The organism is Jeotgalicoccus halotolerans (genome assembly GCF_003387165.1).
GTDB lineage: Bacteria > Bacillota > Bacilli > Staphylococcales > Salinicoccaceae > Jeotgalicoccus > Jeotgalicoccus halotolerans.
Genome location: NZ_QUMW01000009.1, coordinates 166492 through 184692, shown reverse-complemented (window position 1 = coordinate 184692; position 18201 = coordinate 166492). Strand labels below are relative to the sequence as shown.

Below are 18201 nucleotides of genomic sequence, written 5' to 3'. Positions count from 1 at the left end.
TCACTCCCTATATAATTATTTCTTATAATATTCAATAAATTCACCGTTCAAAGCATCTCCGATATAATCCTGTCCGGCGTTCATCATCCAGTCGTAATTATCGTATTTAATTTTCAAAACTTCTCCTGAAACTTCTATATTTTCATTTAAAGGCAGATAGAGAACATGACGTCTCTTGCCGTTATATTTCAATCTTGTTCTCATTATTTTAAAGCCGAGTTTAAATTTATCTTTCAAACTTGGCAGATTCGTCGGCATTACAGTTGAAAAAATATAATCAAAATCTCCGCTCGCACGCACCTGCTCAATTAAATACCTGCCCATTTCTGTCTGCAGCCCCTGCCCCCTGTGCTCAGGATCAACGAGAGAGATTTCAGAGTAAATGGATTGTTCTCTCCTCACCCCGACATCATCAGCCAGGTGCTCTTCTTCATCAATATCCGGGATATACATTGTCCGCACTGCAATTAATTTATTCTCATGAAATACACCTGCAACATAGCCCTGGTTTACACCTTTCTCAAATTCTTCCCTCGACAGTTTTTCGAGAACTTCCTTTTGTTCTAAAAAATCATACACGGAATTCTGCAGTTCTAAAATCTCTTCGATATCATTTAAAGTCAGTTTTACAAAGTTCATATTTATCTCTTCCTTCCATATTATAATGATGTTTAAAACTCTTGAAATCGGTTATTAATATATTGAGGAGTTGGTGTAAAATGAATATATTAGTGAAATGTATGAACTCCAGCAATGACAAAACATTTTTTAAACTGATCACTGATAAAGATGTGGGAAAACCACCTTTAGATTCTTCTATATATAACTGTATGAGTAAAAATAGTTCTTTTGATGAAGACAATATACTGATTGAATTAATCTATCCGGATCATACAGAATTATATTTGGAATATAATTTAAATTTCAGCCGTTAAAATACGGCTGTTTTTTTATTTAATATCTTCCAGCCATTCAAACATTAGCGGCACCCACTTTTGTACGTGGGTATTTACTTTTCCTGTTATTTTTGTCGCGGTACTTAAACCGTGATCGCCTTTATGGAAAGTGTGGAGTTCCCAGGGCACATTGTGACGTTCGAGCGCATCCGCAAAATCCAGCGCATTTTTTATAAATACAAGTTTGTCTTCACCCGTATGCCAAATAAAAGTGGGCGGCGTGTTTTCAGATACATAATTCTTCACTGTTGCTTTATCGAGAGTATCCGCTTCTATCGCTTGCCCGAATACCATACGGCTCGCCATCGACATGTATTTAGGATCTCCGATGCCTCTTTCTTCGGCAATAATTCTGTTAAGATCGTAATCCAGTATCGGATAACTTAATACTTGAAAGTTCGGGCGGTACCATCTGGATTCTTTTCCGACCCGCTCACTCAGCCACAGCTGATTCCAGTGCACACCGAGACTTGCTGCCAGATGGCCGCCTGCTGAAAATCCGAGGACACCGATATTATCCGCATCCACGTTATATTCATGAATATTTTCGCGGATATGAGTCATCGTGAGTGCCAGCTCAATTAAGGGATTCGGAAACTCGGAACCGAGAATTTCTTCAGGTTCCAGCCCTGCAGCGATTTTGTACATTTCATCCCGCGTCGCTTCTTTTCCTTCAGCTTCAAGCCTTGTTCCTATCGTTGAATAGCGCAGTATAAATACTTGATAGCCCTGAGCCAGAAATTCATAAGCTGCTGGTTCAGCTTCGCGTTTTGATACATACATATAACTGCCGCCGGGACAAATGACGACGGCCGGCTTCGCTTCGACTTTGACACCTGAATCACCTAAAAAAGCTGTGACTTCTGCATGATAATTACCTACTTTAAACTTTTTGATTTCCATCATCCGTACCTCCGTACTCTTGTTACTTTAATAGTACCAAAAAACTGCTGACTATATGAAGAATCATGTATCCACTTACAAAAAACACAGTATAGACCTTTCTCTTTGCTCTATGTATAATGAGTACTGGAAAATAAATTACGAAGAGGTTCTTAGCCGCACCCTCTTAAAAAAACTAAGACACACAACATGTGCCTTCGGGCTCATGTTTTTTTAATTTAAGGAGGATTTTTATAATGACAGATGATTATTCAAAAGATTTAAGTTTATTGGGAAATCAAAATGTAGAATATAAATTTAATTATAATCCGGAAATTCTGGAAACGTTTGAAAATGGTCATATCGGCCGCGATTATTTTGTTAAATTTAACTGTCCTGAATTTACAACGCTGTGTCCGATGACAGGCCAGCCGGACTTTGCAACGATTTACATCAGCTACATTCCCGATGTGAAAATGGTTGAAAGCAAAGCCTTGAAATTATACCTGTTCAGCTTCCGCAACCACGGCGGCTTCCATGAAAACAGCATGAATATGATTATGGATGACCTCATTAAACTGATGGACCCGAAATACATAGAAGTCTGGGGCAAGTTCACACCCCGCGGCGGCATCTCCATTGATCCGTACGTAAATTACGGGAGACCGGGAACGAAATATGAAGAGATGGCTGACCACCGCATGATGAATCACGATTTGTACCCGGAAAAGATAGACAACAGATAAGAGTGACCGGCTAAGAATTTCTTCCATTTTAAAATGGAGGGTACATATTGATATTTTATTTAACCGCACTGTTTGCGGGACTGCTCGTTGTTTCAAACATACTGGCAGTTAAAGTATTTACGATTTTTGGATTTGATTTACCCGCCGCTGTTATCGTTTATATGGCAACATTTTTAATTACCGATGTTATCGGTGAAGTATACGGTAAAAAGATGGCGGCGCGCGCTATACGCGCAGGCTTTGTTACACAGCTCATCGTTTTAATTTTCATCTACATAGCAATAGAAGTGCCGGCTGCACCGTTCTTTGAAATGCAGACGGAATACGAGATGATTTTAGGGGGCAGCTTCCAGGTCATTATCGCGAGTCTGGTCTCTTATCTCGTCAGTCAGAACCTCGATGTGTTTATCTTTCATAAATTAAAAGAACGTCACGGCAGACGACATTTGTGGCTCCGCAATAACTTTTCAGCAGTAATTACACAATTTGCTGATACGAGTATTTTTATCGTGATTGCTTTTATTGGCACGGTACCGGCGAATGTATTAATCAGCATGATCTTTATGCAGTACATCGCTAAAATTATTATCGTGCTGCTGGATACGCCGATAGTGTATCTGCTCGTCGGTGTTGTCCGAAAACAGCTCGATAAAGAACGGGCTTTATTGAAAAATGTCACTGAACAGTTTTATTAGCCGGCTTTCGTGACGATGAGAACCGCTCATTGTGTCAGAAACTAAAAAAACTTCCATTGTCCAAAAGACAGCGGAAGTTTTTTTAGTTTTATATACTTTTTCTGACTATTTTCCGGTAATAACCGAGTGACATTAAAGCAAATATTGAATACAGTACCGTGTAGACACCCATTACGATCAGGGTCGGTGTCCACATTTCAATCCCGAAGATAAACCATCCGGATTTAACTGCAAACAGTGAATGCAGAAGACCGATAACTAAAGGAATACCGAATGAAATAATCATTTTAAGAGCAAGTCCTTTTAATATTTCTCCCTCTGAGAATCCAAGTTTGCGCAGCACTTTATAACTGCCTTTTTCTTCTTCGCATTCGTCAATTTGTTTAAAGTACAGAATGCAGCCTGATGTCAGCAGGAAGGCAAAGCCGAGAAAGCCTACTATAAATGCCATCATTCCTGACATCTGTGTCATTTCTTTATAGTCCAGCAGTTTCGAGCTGAATGACGGATGCTCTTCCTTATCCATCATTTCAAGGATTTCATCATTATCACCGCCGACGATATTAAAGGCATACAATTCCGACGGCATTTCAAATTCTTCGTTTTCTTCAGGCTGATTATCAGCGAGTTCCTGATATACTGCGTCATCGATAATGAGTACCGGTAAAGCGAATGATAAGTTCGATGGTAAGATGCCGTCACTTGTCTTATCTGTCACTTCTACTGTTCTTTCAAAATCTGCACCGTTGGTAAATGTCACAGGATCGCCTTCTTCAAATGACATGAACATATCGAGTATCGCGAGCGTTCCCGTAACTTTCGTTTCGTTTTCTGCAACGTCAAATCCGTCAAATTCCTCATCACTTGCAACAACAATACCTATTTCATTGCTGTCCATTCCGGTCTCTTCACCTTCAGGCAGATCGGTATTTTCATCTGTTCTTACTATACTGTAGTGCATAAATGATTTTTCAATTCTGTCAATTTCATAATCGTTATCATTCAGCAGTTTTTCATAGAAGTCCAGATCTTCGGAATTCTCAACTGTATAATCGTAAGGGGTCGTACTCTCGAGCATTTTATCCGTAGAATAGTATGTGATATATGATAATGACATCGAGGTAATACTGATAGCCGTTATAACCGCAATCACTGTCAGCAGAAATGCATTTGAGCGCATTTTAAACATAACGCTTGTTACTGACAGTACATCATTCACACTGACGTGACCGTTCTTGCTTTTGCGGATCATGTTTAAAATAAATGCGACTGAGTATTTAAAAGTGATATAAGTGCCCGCTATCGTCAGGAATAAGATCGCAACCATATAGACAGGCAGCATTATTGGATTTTCCATCGCCCGTTCAAACATCGTCTGCGACATATAATAGCCGAGCGCAATCATAGCAATACCGGCGATTCCAAGTACAATCGTCATTTTACCAAGCGGTTTGCCGGTACTCTCCGAAGTCTTGTTCAGTTTCAGCATCTTAATCAGTGATGAACGTTTTAAGAATACGTAGTTCTGAATCATCAGCACGATAAAAATAAATACAAATACTGCAGCTGTAATCACTACAGCAGTCAGTGAGAAGTTCATCTCCACCATCATATCAACACGCATAATTTTTAAAAGCAGCATCAGGAGCAGTCTCGAAATAAAGAAACCGAGTACAATACCGCCGATCAGACTGCCAAAATATATAAGGAAATTTTCAAGCAGTAAAATTCTAAATATTTTATTTCTGTTCATGCCGATCAGCTGGAACAGCGCCAGTTCCTTGTGGCGTCTTTTGATAAAAATCATATTCGCAAACATTACAAACAGAATGATTATAATAACAACAGTTACTGAACCGACTGAGAATAAGGCTGTCATCGGTGTGCTGCCAGCAATTTCTTCCATCGCTGTCTCATCGAGCGTCAGCGTTAAGAGTGAGAAAAACAGCGCTACACTGAATACCAGTGCAAATATATACAGCGCGTAATTTTTAAGATTGCGTAAAAAGTTTTTTATGACCAGATTATTCAGCTTCATCAACGACACCGCCTAATACACGCTGCGTATCCAGAATTTCACTGTAATACGCATCCTGAATCATTTCGCCGCGCGACAGGCTCGTATACACTTGACCGTCTTTTAAAAAAATTACCCGGTGTGAAAAGCTTGCCGCTGTCGGGTCGTGCGTTACCATTAAAATGCTGGTATTTAATGTTTCATTTAACTGCTGTAATTTTTTTAAGAGGCCGCTTGCGGATTTTGAATCCAGTGCACCCGTCGGTTCATCCGCAAAGATGATTTTCGGCTGGTGGATAAAAGCCCGGGCAGCACTTGTACGCTGAGCCTGGCCGCCCGATATCTGTCCCGGATATTTTCCGGCAAGTTCTTTGATGCCAAGTTGCCCCGCTACACTGTCAAACTGTGCTTCCGCTTCTTTTTTTGACATAGAACGTATGGACAGCGGCAGCATAATATTTTCTTTGACCGACAGTGTATCGAGAAGATTGTAATCCTGGAAAATAAATCCAAGATCATTCTTTCTGAAGTCAGCGAGTTTTTTATCTTTTAAAGTCGTGAAATCTACGCTGTCTATATAAATATGGCCGCTTGTTACATTATCGATTGAACTGAGGACGTTTAAGAGAGTCGTCTTGCCCGAACCCGATGCTCCCATAATTGAAACGAATTCACCTTTATTTAAATTAATATCTATACCTTTCAGCACTTCTGTCCGATTGAATTTATTACCATAACTTTTTTTAATATCTGTTGCTTTTAACAGCATAAGAACTCCTCCTGTTTCATTGGTTAACTTCAGTTTATACTGTTTTTATTGCTTAATCGTTTGATTCAGCGAACAAAAAACACTATAAAGTGACATTTTCGTCACTTCATAGTGATTTTACTGAATTCATTCGCCTCGCTGAACGTTAAAGTTACCGTTGTATATTCACTGTAGACAGACTCAATATCTATATAAATACCCAGCACGTCGCACACTTCTTTCGTTAAATAGAGGCCCATGCCGGTGGACTGTTCATCGTCATGATTGCTCGTCGAAGTGAAGCCCGCTTCGAATATGCGTCCTGCATCTTTTTCTTTAATTCCTCTGCCGTAATCCGTTACAGTTAAAATCATCCGGGCTTCTATCATTTGTCCTTTTATAACAATATCATTATCTTCCGAATACTTGACTGCATTCGTAATAAGCTGGTCGATGACAAACTGCATCCATTTTCTGTCTGTATGGACGGCTCTTTCATGGAGATGAATATCAAAACCGATATTCTTCCGCATACATATATCCCTCAGTTTTTTTATGGAAACGTTTAAAAGTTTCTCAAGATTAATTTCTTCTATATATAGATCATTTTTAATATTCGGCAGACGTTTTAAGTACAGCACCTCGTTCAGCATGCTGTTGAGCCGGGTCCATTCCACAGCCAGTTTCTCCCTCTCTTTCACGTCCAAATCATCAATCATCAGCTTCATCGTCGTCACCGGCATTTTCATGTCATGTATAAAGCGAGTCAGCTCATCCAGATTTTCACGTGTTTTCTGCGATTCACGGTCGAGCTCATGCTGGTGAATCATTCTCATCTCATTGAGTTTGCCGTAGATTATACGCTGCTGCGGAGTATTTCCTTCCGTCATCCCGGCAGTATCCTCCAGTGATTCGAGCTTTTGAAACTCATTATTGAACTGTCTCTTTCTAAGCAAGTCCCACAGAATATATGCCGCAAAAATCAGCAGATTGAAGCAAAAAATGTAGGTCACAGCAACATTCGGTATGCTGTTATCCACATAGCCGATAAACAGAATCACCGCGTTAAAACTCATAAACAGCAGGAAGACAGGAATGTTTTCTTTAAAATACATAACCATCTACTCCTTTAAAATATAACCGATGCCGGTTTTTGTCAGTATCGCATCCGACAGACCGACGGATTCGAGTTTTTTACGCAGTCTGTTGACATTGACTGTCAGCGTATTATCACTGATAAACTTTGAATCTTCCCACAGCGACTCGATAATTTCTTTACGTGATACCGTATCCCCGGTATTTTGCGATAAAATCGACAAAATATAGGATTCATTTTTTGTCAGTTCCAAAGTTTCATTATTTACTGTGACCGTCAGTTTTTTAAAATCGAATACCCCATCTCTGAATTTAAATATATCAATTTCCTTATGCTGATATTCATACGTTCTCCTTAAGAGCGCCTGTACTTTCGCATTCAACACTTCAAAGTTAAACGGCTTCTGCACGTAATCGTCCGCCCCCATCTGCATGCTCATCACCATGTCTGCCGGGTGATCTCTTGAAGAGAGAAAGATAATCGGGACGCTGGAGACATTCCTGATCATGCGGCACCAGTAGAATCCGTCGTACTTCGGCAGTGTAATATCAACGATAACGAGTTCCGGATTATACCGGATAAAATCGTTCATCACATCATTAAAATCCCTCACGCCGCAGGCGTCAATATCCCACTCTTTAAAACGCGCTGCCAGTTCATCCATCAGTACCGGATCGTCTTCAATTATAAGTAATTTCATTTAAAAACTCCTTACCGTTTTCTAAGAGGCATTATTTTTAAATAGGTAAAGCTGCGCCAGAGCCATTCGAGCGGACCGTAGCTGAAGTACTTCATCCAGAAATGGCTCAGTAGCAGCTGCAGGATAAAGACCCCAATTGCAATCGGTATAAACCATACAGCATTAACGCTGTTAAACAGCCCGAACACATAAAATATTACAAGCATAATAACAGTCTGGCCGATATAGTTCGTCAGCGCCATCTGGCCAATCGGCTGGAGCAGACTGACCAGTTTCGGCAGCTTCAGTAAAATTAATGCAAGTGCCGCAATGTAGCCGAGTGACATGAGCGGTCCGCCGATGGTGCTGGACAGCTGGGCCAGCTGAACAAATACATCATCGTGTGACTGATACGTTGTTAAATAGCCTGTAAATATTTTCACCGGTAAGCCGATGCCAATGCCGATAACTGCAACTTTTTTTAATAGTCCGAGAGACTTGCGCAAGTTATTAAAATAACCTTTCTGTCCCGCATACAGACCAAGTAAAAACATTGCCAGTACATTTGGAATTACAAAAATCGCACCGGCAGCGGATAAGCCGAGAATTATTACATTCATTCTGACGAGGTCGCCGTAGGAGCCGTTTAAAATTGTCTCTGTCATGTGCAGTGAAAAGACAAAACCTTCCGTCTCAAGGCCTGTGCCTGAATTGTACATCTCCATCATATAGGCCGCTACACCACTTAAAATAATCATAATTGTCATAATAACGAGCAGGCTTACTGCAATAATTAAATTCACTTTCGGCTTGAATTTATAAAACAAAAGCAGGAATAAGCCTGTAATTGCATACGTCCATAAAATATCTCCGTACCATAATAGAATTCCATGCAGCAGACCAAAAATTAAAAGCAAGCCGATTCTTCTTAAAAACAATGCTGAAGTCGACTGCTTTTTCTTTTCAGCACGCGATAAAAATATGTAAAAACCAAGACCGAATAAAAATGAAAACATTGTGTAGAAATTAGCCGTGACGAACGTATTAATAAAAAACAGTGATAATTCATTCCAGAAACCGGTATAAATCTCACTTCGTGTTCCTGAAAAACTGTCATCAATATCCGGGCCCGCAAACGACATAATATTCATCATCAGTATGCCGAGCAGCGCAAATCCGCGGATGCCGTCAATTTCAAAAATTCTTTTGTTAAACTCTATCGGATTATTGTCCCCCATATTTCACCCTCCATTTACAGTAAGTATACTTGTAACAAGAAAAAATTAAAACAGATGCCGTATTAGAAGGCAAAATATAAGAACGGCCGCAAAAAAACCCGGAAATCTTAATTAAGATTTCCGGGCACCGTATCAGAACTGCATAAATGCTGGCGGCTCACCTGTAATGTATGAATATATATAATAGAAACAAATACCGAACACCGGTACCACTATTACTACAAATAAAAACAGTTTTAAAAACTTAATCAGTATTTTATATAAAATCATGATGCCGATAATGATCAGTGCACCATACAGTATGTTCTGCCATGTATAATCCAGTATATAAATCCCTGTATAATTAATAACAAAAATCGATGCGACGCTGGCTAAAACTATCATAACTAAACGCATTAACACATTAACCGCTCCCTCTTATCGTTATTTAATTATAATGGATTTACTTTATTATTCAAGAATTTACACAGTCTGCGGTTTAATTTGTGTTGCAGCAATCAGTCCGCAAAGTACAATAACAAATCCAAGCCACGGACCGTAGCTGATGTCGAAGTTGCTGATAAACAGCCCTCCGATTACAGCACCGACACCGATTCCAAGGTTAAGTGCCGACATATTCCAGCTGAACACGTTCGAGCTTGAACCTTCAACATTTTCAACAAGCCCGCCTTGTACCGCAGGTGATGTCGCCCACTGGAAAAGACTCCAGGCAAACATATTGATATAGAACAGGACCGGCGTGCCGTATAGAAACGGCATTACTGCGAGACTAAGAAGGAAGAGAGACATCATAGTTATCACAGTTTTCTTCGGACCGATTTTATCGATTAAGTTACCGCCGAGATATGTTCCTGTCATACCGCCGATACCGGTAATTAACAGAGCGAATGAAACATTTTCAAGAGTAAATCCGTGTGACGTCATAAGCGGCGAAATATAGCCGAGAATAATATAGTTTCCGATTAAAACCGCAAGTGTCACTGTAATATACAGCGCCACATTCTTTTTAGATTTAATTCTGCTCTTCTGCACACCTGCAGGAGTGTCATCAGCGAGAGCTTCCGGACGGACGAAAAACAGCACGCCGAGTCCGACTAAGATGGCGAGCATTATAACGATGCCGAAGATAACTCTCCAGCCGAACTGCGCACCGATAATCGTGCCGATCGGTATACCGAACACGTTTGCCGCACTGAATCCCATGTAGACAAGTGCAAGCATTTTTCCGCGGATATGCGGCTCTGACAGCATGACTGTCATATCAAGTATTTTAACGATAAATACTGCAGCAGCCATGGCTGTAATCACACGGCCGAGTGATAATGTTAAAAATGAGTCAGCCAGACCGAACACAATATTACCTACAATGAATACTGCCAATGAAAGCAGCACGACAATTTTCGGTGATATGTTCTCAGTCAGGCGTATTAACAGCGGCCCAAACAAAGCAAAGCTGACTGCATAGACGGTAATCAGCTGACCTGTTAAAGCGTGGCTGATGCCGAGGTCATCACTCATCAGCTCCAGAATTCCGGAAACGATTAGTTCCATCATTCCTAGCAGGAATATTCCTACTGTAAAAGTAACGATTAATTTTTTATTCATATGTTTTCCTCACATTTAATATAATATAGTTTAAAAAGGCAACCTGATTATTATACAATAAAGTATAAACGTTTCAAATGTCTTTTTGTGTTTAACTAATTTATGAGGTGTAAATATGAGGAAAATAATGTTTTTAGTTCCCTTTTTCGTACTGTTCCTCGGTTCGTGCAGCAGTGAATCTAGAGAAAACTATACACAGATGCTTGGTGCTTTTGAACGTAATGACAGTGAGCTGAGTACGATGCTCGATGAAACAGCACAAAATATCAGCAGTGATTCGAACCGGGAAAAGGCCTTGAAAAGTATAAATGAAAATATCATTCCAAGTATTGATGACTTCCGCCAAACAGTTTCCAATTATACGCTCAGTGATAAAAATCATATTGAAGTCCAGGAAGCGATGATTGATTATTTAAATGAGGTTGAAGATCTAATGGGATTATACTCGAGCTTTAATGAAGAATTCTTTTTTGTCAATCCGCTCGTCGACGATTCTATTGACGCCACATTAAATGAAGAAATGGATAAAATAAGCAGGCAGGAAGAGGATATGCAGTCAGCGAGAACTAAAGTCCATGAACTCATTGGAGAAAATGAGGAAGAATAGTACGCAGAAAGAGCGCAGATTAAATAATCTGCGCTCTTTCTTAACAAAAACGTTCTACAAAGTTTCGTGAAGCGATTCTTTCTGTAAATTCCTCGCCGTATTTTGAACGTAAAGCTCCTATTAAATTACCGTATTCAGAAGCATCTTCCAAGCCTTCTACAAATTCAGTGATACCATCAAAATCAGAACCGAGACCAATATTTTCTTCTCCGCCGAGCTCGATAATTTTATCGACATGTCTTAACAGATCTTCCAGAGTCACTTTTCCTTCTCCGATAAAAGGCGGACAGAAAACGATATTAATCATGCCGCCTTTTTTAATAAGCTTAATAATCTGCTCATCATGCAGGTTCCTCGGATGGTTATGAATACTCCATGCATTGGAGTGGCTCGCAAATACATATTTTCCATGTTCAATTACATCTTCAAAACCGTGAACATTCAAATGACTGACATCGATTAAGACGTTGTGCCGGTTGCATTCTTCCACAACTTTAAAACCGAATTCACTTAAACCGGTGCCGCGTGTTTCTCCTACGCCGTCTGCAACCAGGTTGCCGTTGTTCCATACAAGCCCCACTGACAGAACGCCCAATCTGAATAAGGTGCGCAGTTTCATTAAATCATTACCGAAAGCATCAGAGCCTTCCAGTGTCAGCACTGCGCCGTATTCATTTTCCTTTAAATTTTCAATCTCTGATAACTTTTTAATATGCACCATATTTTCCACCGTCAGCACTTCTTCGTAAAACGCATCGATTTGTTCGAGAGCATGCTGCCATTTTTCATTATCCGGTATACCAGGTGAAATGAATATTGCGTAAAACTGTACTTTCACCTGCCCTTTAATTCTCCGCTCCATATTCGTATCGAGTTCGTCTGAATTTAAATAATTAAGCTGGCGATTCTTTTGAAAATATCCGTGAGTTGCCCTTGCATCGCTCTGTAATTTCAAAAGTGCATCACAATGTGTATCAATAATATTCATAATTATCTCCCCTTTTCTTTCTATATCCATTATAATAGAATTAAATACATATGAAAACGTTTTCTTCTTTACTATTATTCACCTTATTGTATAATTATTTAGTATATAAATGAAATTACTTAAATTACTAATAAAAAGAGGGTATGCTATGTCGCGTTTTACTACATTTTTAAAGTTCTTCATTCCTTCTGTCATCGGTATCTTTATGTTCCTGGTACCGCTGAAGATCGATGGTGAAACTACGGTTCCCGTTGCTTTTCTCGCAGATGCTATCATAAATTTTATCACACTTGATACGATAATACTTTTAACGGTGGCAGCAATCGTCTTGTCTGCACTGCTCAGTATTATATACAGCTGGATTATTAAATCCGGATCCGGATTTATGCATGACGTATTTAACACAACGAACTTCTGGGTAATTCTCAGAACAATCGGCGCCGTTTTCGCTGTGCTTGCTTATATACAGGTCGGCTCTGAAATGATTATTTCAGAAAATACCGGCGGAATGATTTTAAAGGATCTGCTGCCTACATTGTTCACGGTCTTCATTATTGCCGGGTTCTTCCTGCCGCTTCTTCTGAATTACGGCCTGCTGGAGTTTATCGGTACACTATTTGCTAAAGTCATGCGTCCGCTCTTCACTCTGCCGGGACGCTCAACTGTCGATAATCTTGCATCATGGGTCGGCGATGGAACTGTCGGTGTTATTTTAACAAGTAAACAGTACGAAGATGGGTATTACTCGAAACGCGAAGCCAGTGTTATTGCATCAACTTTCTCGGTAGTATCGATTACATTTACAATCGTTATTCTGGACTTAATCGGATTATTGCATATGTTCGGTCCTTTTTACATAACGATTATACTCAGCGGTGTTATCGCAGCACTTATCATGCCGCGCATTCCGCCCTTATCCAGAATTGAAGATACTTATTACAACGAAAGTTCGGTCCTCGAAGAGACAGTTCCGGACAGCCATAATCCTTTGTCATGGGGCTATAAAAAAGCGATGGACAAAGCAGGAGCATCGCCCGGTCCCCTTCCGTTGATTAAGGAAGGCATCAAAACAGTATTTGATACATGGTTCGGTGTTCTCCCAATTGTTATGGCTATCGGTACGCTCGGGACAATACTTGCAGAGTATACACCAATATTCTCCTGGATCGGAGCACCGTTCGTGCCGCTGCTCGAACTCGTTGGCATTCCTGAAGCACAGGCAATGAGTGAAACTATATTTATCGGTTTTACAGATATGTTTCTGCCGGCCATTTTAATTGAAAGTGTTCAAAGTGAAATGACGCGCTTTATCGTCGGAGCAATGAGTATTACTCAGCTCATTTACTTATCCGAAGTCGGAGGCGTAATACTCGGTTCGAAAATTCCTTTAGGACTCGGAAAACTATTTGTTATTTTCTTAATCAGAACTGCAATTACTTTACCGATTGTTATCGTTGCAGCACATATTATTTTCTAATAAAAAAAGTTCAGCGTCTGCTGAACTTTTTTTATGTGTTCTAAAATGGGCTGCCGGCACTGACATAACGGGATATCATATATACCCGGCAGCCTCCCCTGTTCAAAATCAAAACTCAGCAGCAGAATCTTATTAATTCTGCTGCTGAGTTATTAACCTATTTATAATTAACGATAGTGTATTTTTTCTTGCCGCGGCGGAAGACCGTGAAGTCACCGTTAATTTTATCTTCTTCAGTAATTTCGTGATTAACGTCCTGCATTCTCTCGCCATTGATATAAATCGCGCCATTCGTAATATCTTCCCTTGCCTGGCGTCTTGACGGGGAAACTTGTGCGTTGACAAGCACGTTGACAAGAGTATTATCTTCGGCATCAACTTCTGCTGACGGTGCATCTTTCAATGCATCTTTGATCTGTGCGGCATCAAGTGATTTAATGTCACCGCTGAATAAAGCTTCCGTTACTTTTTTAGCTTCTTCCAGTCCTTCGCTGCCGTGGATGAATTCAGTGATTTCATCTGCAAGGCGCTTCTGGGCTTTTCTTAAATGCGGCTCTTCTTCAACTGAAACGGCAAGCTCTTCAATTTCTTCATGTTCAACGAAAGTAAATAATTTAAGGAACTTGATAACATCTTCATCACTCTGATTCAGCCAGAACTGGTAGAACTCATAAGGTGAAGTACGTTTTCTGTCGAGCCAGATATTGCCTGATTCAGTCTTGCCGAATTTCTTGCCGTCCGCTTTTGTGATCAGCGGAATTGTTAAACCTTCAGCGTTTGTTGTACCGTACATTCTGCGCATTAACTCAAGGCCGCTTGTAATATTCCCCCACTGGTCAGATCCGCCGATTTGAATTCTAACATCGAAATTTTTATTTAGATGCCCGTAATCGATTGCCTGTAAAATAGTGTACGTAAATTCAGTGTAAGAAATTCCTGTTTCAAGACGGGATTGAATCGCATCTTTTGACAGCATGTAGTTCAAGCCGACATGCTTGCCGTAATCGCGTAAAAATGAAATCAGGCTGATATCTTTGAGCCAGTCTTTATTATTAACAAGTACTGCCGCATTCTCATCGCTGAAATCAAAAATGTTTTCCATCTGGCGTTTAATCGCTTCGACGTTCGCATCCACTTCGTCTTCTGTCAGCAATTTACGCTCATCTGCTTTAAATGAAGGGTCGCCAATCATTCCTGTTCCGCCGCCGATTAAAACTACCGGACGATGACCGTACTGCTGGAATCTGCGCAATGTTAAAAACGGTACTAAGTGACCGATATGCAGGCTGTCCGCTGTCGGATCCGCCCCGCAGTACAGGGAAATTCTCTCCTGTTCGAGCATGTCATTAATTTCTTCTTCGTCAGTCATCTGATATACAATGCCGCGGTATTGCAAATCTTCCAATAATGTAGTCATAATTTCCTCCAATAATGTTATTTTAATGAATAAAAAAAGCACCCATACTTATACAGTATGGGTGCTTTACACGGTACCACCAAACAATTTATCTCTAAATTAGAATTTACGTTTTCTATTACGATTTGAACTTTTACAATGAGTGTATTCGTAAAATTATCATCACCGGCTCACACCACCCGCCGGCTCTCTGAATTAAATAAAAATACTACTTCTCTCATCGTTCAAATTATTCATTAAATTTTATCTAATTATATTAGCAGTATAATTAAAAGTCAAGTTTGCATTCCTTTTTGCGTACTTTTCATTTGACATTCAACAGTTTTGAGATACTATTACAGGGTTGATTTACAATATGTTTACACGGGCTTTTATCACTATGAGTGTAAGAAGAACATATGATATAATCTTTTTAACAGGAGGTAGGCATGGAAAAGAAAAATGACTTTATTGATAATATAAAAAAGATGTTCTCGCGTAAAGATCCTGACAAAAAGAAAGACAAAGTTCATGGAGCAACTGCGAAGGACAAGTATCATAATACAGTCGCCCGCTTTAAAAAAGCAGGTTCCCCGCTCAGGGTGTCATTTTTTACAGCATATGACACTATATGGAATGTAGTTTTATTTTTACTATTAGCATTCACCCTGCTCGGAATATTCCTTTTCAGCATCGGTCTCGGCTACTTCGCAGCACTCGTCTCGGATGAAGATGTGCTGGCTGAAGAAGAAATTTTAACTGACCTTACCGAAATGACTGAAAGTACGACTGTAACATTCGGCTCCGGCGAAGAGCTCGGAACCTTGAGATCCGACCTGATTCGGGAAACCGTCGATTATGATGACATCTCTGAGAACGTCACAAATGCATTAATTTCTACTGAGGATGAACACTTTTACGAACATAACGGTGTCGTACCTAAAGCATTTCTCCGCGCATCACTGCAGCAGGTTGCAGGCGGCGAAGAAAGTTCGGGCGGAAGTACGATTACACAGCAGCTGGTTAAAAATCAGATGCTGACCAACGATCCGACATTCGACCGTAAAGCAGCAGAATTACTGCTTGCATTCCGGGTAGAAAATATAATGTCCAAAGAAGAAATTATGGAAGCATACTTAAACGCAGTATCGTTTGGCCGTAATGCCAACGGACAAAATATCGCAGGTATTGAATCTGCCGCACAGGGTGTTTTCGGCAAGCCTGCAGCAGAACTGAACATTGCTGAAAGTGCATTTTTAGCAGGACTGCCTCAAAACCCTTACGCATATACACCATTTAACCAGGACGGATCTATGAAAGAAGAAGAATTACTTGCAGCAGGTAAAAACCGCCAGGAATTTGTACTTTCAAGAATGCTGACTGAAGGCGCGATTACACAGGAAGAATACGATCAGGCACTCTCGTTTGATATATATGAAAATATGGCTTCAAGTGTTGTCGTACCAAATCAGAATTATCCGTTCTTAACAGATGAAGTAGAACGCCGCGGTGTCGAGATTATTAAATATATTCTCGCAGAAGAAGAAGGCATCAGCCGTGAAGATGTCGATTCAACACCGTTAATCAATCAGGAATATACGCAGAAAGCGAACGAAGCAATGCGTAATGAAGGTTACCAGATTGAAACAACAATCGACAAGACAATTTACGACACGATGCAGGAAACGAAAGCTAACAGCTTCAGCTATTACGGAGAGCGCAGCAGTCTTGATGCACTGAACGCAACTGAAGGCGAAGAAGAAGTGATGCTGGACCACGAAGTCGGCATGGTCTTAAAAGACAATGCTACCGGAAAAATACTCGGTTTTATCGGCGGACGTGATTACGAAGAATCTGAAATCAACCATGCAACTCAGACAGAACGCCAGGCAGGTTCAACTATGAAACCGCTGAGCACTTATGCTCCCGCTATCGATCAGGGGCTGATTGTTCCGGACACCGTACTGCTCGATAAAGAGTTCAATTTTAACGGCTATGAACCAAAAAACTATTCTACTGAAGAATATGGTCTCGTATCAGCAAAACACGCGCTCAGCAACTCGTACAACTTAAGTACGCTCCGCTTATGGTCCGAGGTTCAAAATCATAATCCGGGACAGTATTTAGAACAGATGAATCTGAACGTGTCTGATGAACTGCTCAGCACGACTTCACTGCCGCTGGGTACTAATAATATATCAGTTGTAGAAAACGTCGATGCATTTTCTATCTTTGGCAACGAAGGTGAAATGACGGAGAGCTACATGATTGAATCCATTACTAATCCGAGCGGTGAAGTCATCTACGAACAGCAGCAGGATCCGACAAGAGTATTCAAAGATTCAACATCATTCTTAATGGCTGATATGCTTAAAGAATCATTTGTTAGCGGTTCTGTTTATCACATTAAAGATTATTATGAATCTGTGCAGAATGTATATGACTGGTCAGCGAAAACCGGTACATCTGAACAATTCGTCGATTCATGGATGATTGGATTTAACCCGAAAGTAACACTTGGTATCTGGATGGGCTATGACCGGAATATTCCTCAAGTTTCCAGCACAGATGCTGAACAATATTACCATCTGTATAACTGGAGAAATATGGCACAGGCCTTAACAAATGTTGCACCGGAACAGCTTGGTGCATACGAAGAATTCCAGCAGCCTTCCTCAGTCAGAGAAGAAAAATTCTGTGCCTTGAGTATGGAACTTGAAGATGACTGCTCAAGCAGCATGGACAGAGCTATTAAGGGATTAATCGCAGAAGATACACAGTTCTCAGATAAGAGTTCGCTAAGCGACCCTGCAATCCAGTCCCGTATGGGCAGTTCGATTGACAGCAGTCTTTCTAACAGTGACTTAAGAGGACGTGTCACTCGGACTTATGACGACAGATATACAGTCGGCGGCAGATCATCGAGCAGCTCAAGTCGTTCGAGTTCCTCATCTGATGACGACGATGACGATGACGATGACGATGATTAATTTACCAGGAACACCTCCACTTGTGGAGGTGTTTTTTTGTGCAGAGGGGTGTTTTAGTTGAGATTTGAGCGGCGTTGTCAT

17 protein-coding genes and 1 riboswitch are annotated in these 18201 nt (G+C 40.5%); of the genes, 6 read left to right on the top strand and 11 right to left on the bottom strand.

Annotated features, from left to right (window positions below; translation table 11 throughout):
- Positions 1 to 15: 15 nt before the first annotated feature.
- Complete coding sequence (locus DFR63_RS02210) at positions 16 to 639, bottom strand: GNAT family N-acetyltransferase (protein ID WP_115884113.1); 624 nt, start codon at positions 637 to 639, stop codon at positions 16 to 18.
- Between the two features lie 80 nt (positions 640 to 719).
- On the opposite strand from DFR63_RS02210, the gene DFR63_RS11700 reads away from it, so the two are divergent.
- Positions 720 to 935, top strand: a complete 216-nt coding sequence (locus DFR63_RS11700) for a hypothetical protein (protein WP_115884112.1) — start codon at positions 720 to 722, stop codon at positions 933 to 935.
- A gap of 15 nt (positions 936 to 950) precedes the next feature.
- Here the strand turns inward: DFR63_RS11700 and DFR63_RS02200 are convergent, their stop codons facing one another.
- A complete protein-coding gene (locus tag DFR63_RS02200) occupies positions 951 to 1862 on the bottom strand; it encodes an alpha/beta hydrolase (protein WP_115884111.1) in 912 nt (303 codons plus the stop codon).
- Positions 1863 to 1998: 136 nt separating this feature from the next.
- Positions 1999 to 2044: riboswitch (PreQ1 riboswitch) on the top strand.
- Positions 2045 to 2095: 51 nt separating this feature from the next.
- Here DFR63_RS02200 and queF point away from each other — a divergent pair.
- Together queF and DFR63_RS02190 are read left to right on the top strand one after the other, a co-directional pair.
- Positions 2096 to 2584, top strand: coding sequence for a preQ(1) synthase (queF, locus tag DFR63_RS02195; protein WP_115884110.1), 489 nt, complete (start codon positions 2096 to 2098; stop codon positions 2582 to 2584).
- Positions 2585 to 2631: 47 nt separating this feature from the next.
- Positions 2632 to 3279: a queuosine precursor transporter gene (locus DFR63_RS02190; protein ID WP_115884109.1), complete on the top strand. Its 648-nt coding sequence runs from the start codon at positions 2632 to 2634 to the stop codon at positions 3277 to 3279.
- 88 nt (positions 3280 to 3367) lie between these two features.
- Here DFR63_RS02190 and DFR63_RS02185 read toward each other — a convergent pair whose 3' ends face one another.
- The 7 genes from DFR63_RS02185 to DFR63_RS02155 form a co-directional block, all read right to left on the bottom strand.
- Positions 3368 to 5317 (bottom strand): FtsX-like permease family protein, encoded by a 1950-nt coding sequence (locus tag DFR63_RS02185; RefSeq protein ID WP_115884108.1) that lies wholly within the window; start codon positions 5315 to 5317, stop codon positions 3368 to 3370.
- Positions 5304 to 6065: an ABC transporter ATP-binding protein gene (locus DFR63_RS02180; protein WP_115884107.1), complete on the bottom strand. Its 762-nt coding sequence runs from the start codon at positions 6063 to 6065 to the stop codon at positions 5304 to 5306. Before DFR63_RS02180 ends, DFR63_RS02185 begins: the two co-directional genes overlap by 14 nt.
- Positions 6066 to 6166: 101 nt before the next feature.
- A complete protein-coding gene (locus tag DFR63_RS02175; RefSeq protein WP_115884106.1) occupies positions 6167 to 7159 on the bottom strand; it encodes a sensor histidine kinase in 993 nt (330 codons plus the stop codon).
- 6 nt (positions 7160 to 7165) lie between these two features.
- Positions 7166 to 7840, bottom strand: a complete 675-nt coding sequence (locus DFR63_RS02170; RefSeq protein ID WP_115884105.1) for a response regulator transcription factor — start codon at positions 7838 to 7840, stop codon at positions 7166 to 7168.
- An 11-nt stretch (positions 7841 to 7851) separates the two neighbouring features.
- The gene (locus DFR63_RS02165; RefSeq protein WP_115884104.1) at positions 7852 to 9057 is read right to left on the bottom strand and encodes a DUF418 domain-containing protein; all 1206 of its coding nucleotides are present in this window, start codon (positions 9055 to 9057) and stop codon (positions 7852 to 7854) included.
- Positions 9058 to 9189: 132 nt separating this feature from the next.
- The gene (locus tag DFR63_RS02160) at positions 9190 to 9459 is read right to left on the bottom strand and encodes a hypothetical protein (RefSeq protein ID WP_115884103.1); all 270 of its coding nucleotides are present in this window, start codon (positions 9457 to 9459) and stop codon (positions 9190 to 9192) included.
- Between the two features lie 60 nt (positions 9460 to 9519).
- Positions 9520 to 10662, bottom strand: coding sequence for an MFS transporter (locus DFR63_RS02155; protein WP_115884102.1), 1143 nt, complete (start codon positions 10660 to 10662; stop codon positions 9520 to 9522).
- A 115-nt stretch (positions 10663 to 10777) separates the two neighbouring features.
- Between DFR63_RS02155 and DFR63_RS02150 the strand changes: the two genes are divergently transcribed.
- The gene (locus tag DFR63_RS02150) at positions 10778 to 11269 is read left to right on the top strand and encodes a hypothetical protein (RefSeq protein ID WP_147302191.1); all 492 of its coding nucleotides are present in this window, start codon (positions 10778 to 10780) and stop codon (positions 11267 to 11269) included.
- Positions 11270 to 11309: 40 nt separating this feature from the next.
- Here the strand turns inward: DFR63_RS02150 and DFR63_RS02145 are convergent, their stop codons facing one another.
- Complete coding sequence (locus DFR63_RS02145) at positions 11310 to 12257, bottom strand: dipeptidase (protein ID WP_115884100.1); 948 nt, start codon at positions 12255 to 12257, stop codon at positions 11310 to 11312.
- A 148-nt stretch (positions 12258 to 12405) separates the two neighbouring features.
- Between DFR63_RS02145 and DFR63_RS02140 the strand changes: the two genes are divergently transcribed.
- Positions 12406 to 13734 carry a YjiH family protein gene (locus tag DFR63_RS02140; protein ID WP_115884099.1) on the top strand — a complete coding sequence of 443 codons (1329 nt, stop codon included), beginning with the start codon at positions 12406 to 12408 and terminating at the stop codon, positions 13732 to 13734.
- A 157-nt stretch (positions 13735 to 13891) separates the two neighbouring features.
- Here the strand turns inward: DFR63_RS02140 and tyrS are convergent, their stop codons facing one another.
- On the bottom strand, positions 13892 to 15154 hold the full coding sequence (gene tyrS / locus DFR63_RS02135) for a tyrosine--tRNA ligase (RefSeq protein WP_115884719.1): 1263 nt from the start codon (positions 15152 to 15154) through the stop codon (positions 13892 to 13894).
- Between the two features lie 425 nt (positions 15155 to 15579).
- On the opposite strand from tyrS, the gene DFR63_RS02130 reads away from it, so the two are divergent.
- On the top strand, positions 15580 to 18120 hold the full coding sequence (locus DFR63_RS02130) for a transglycosylase domain-containing protein (RefSeq protein ID WP_115884098.1): 2541 nt from the start codon (positions 15580 to 15582) through the stop codon (positions 18118 to 18120).
- Positions 18121 to 18201 lie beyond the last annotated feature (81 nt).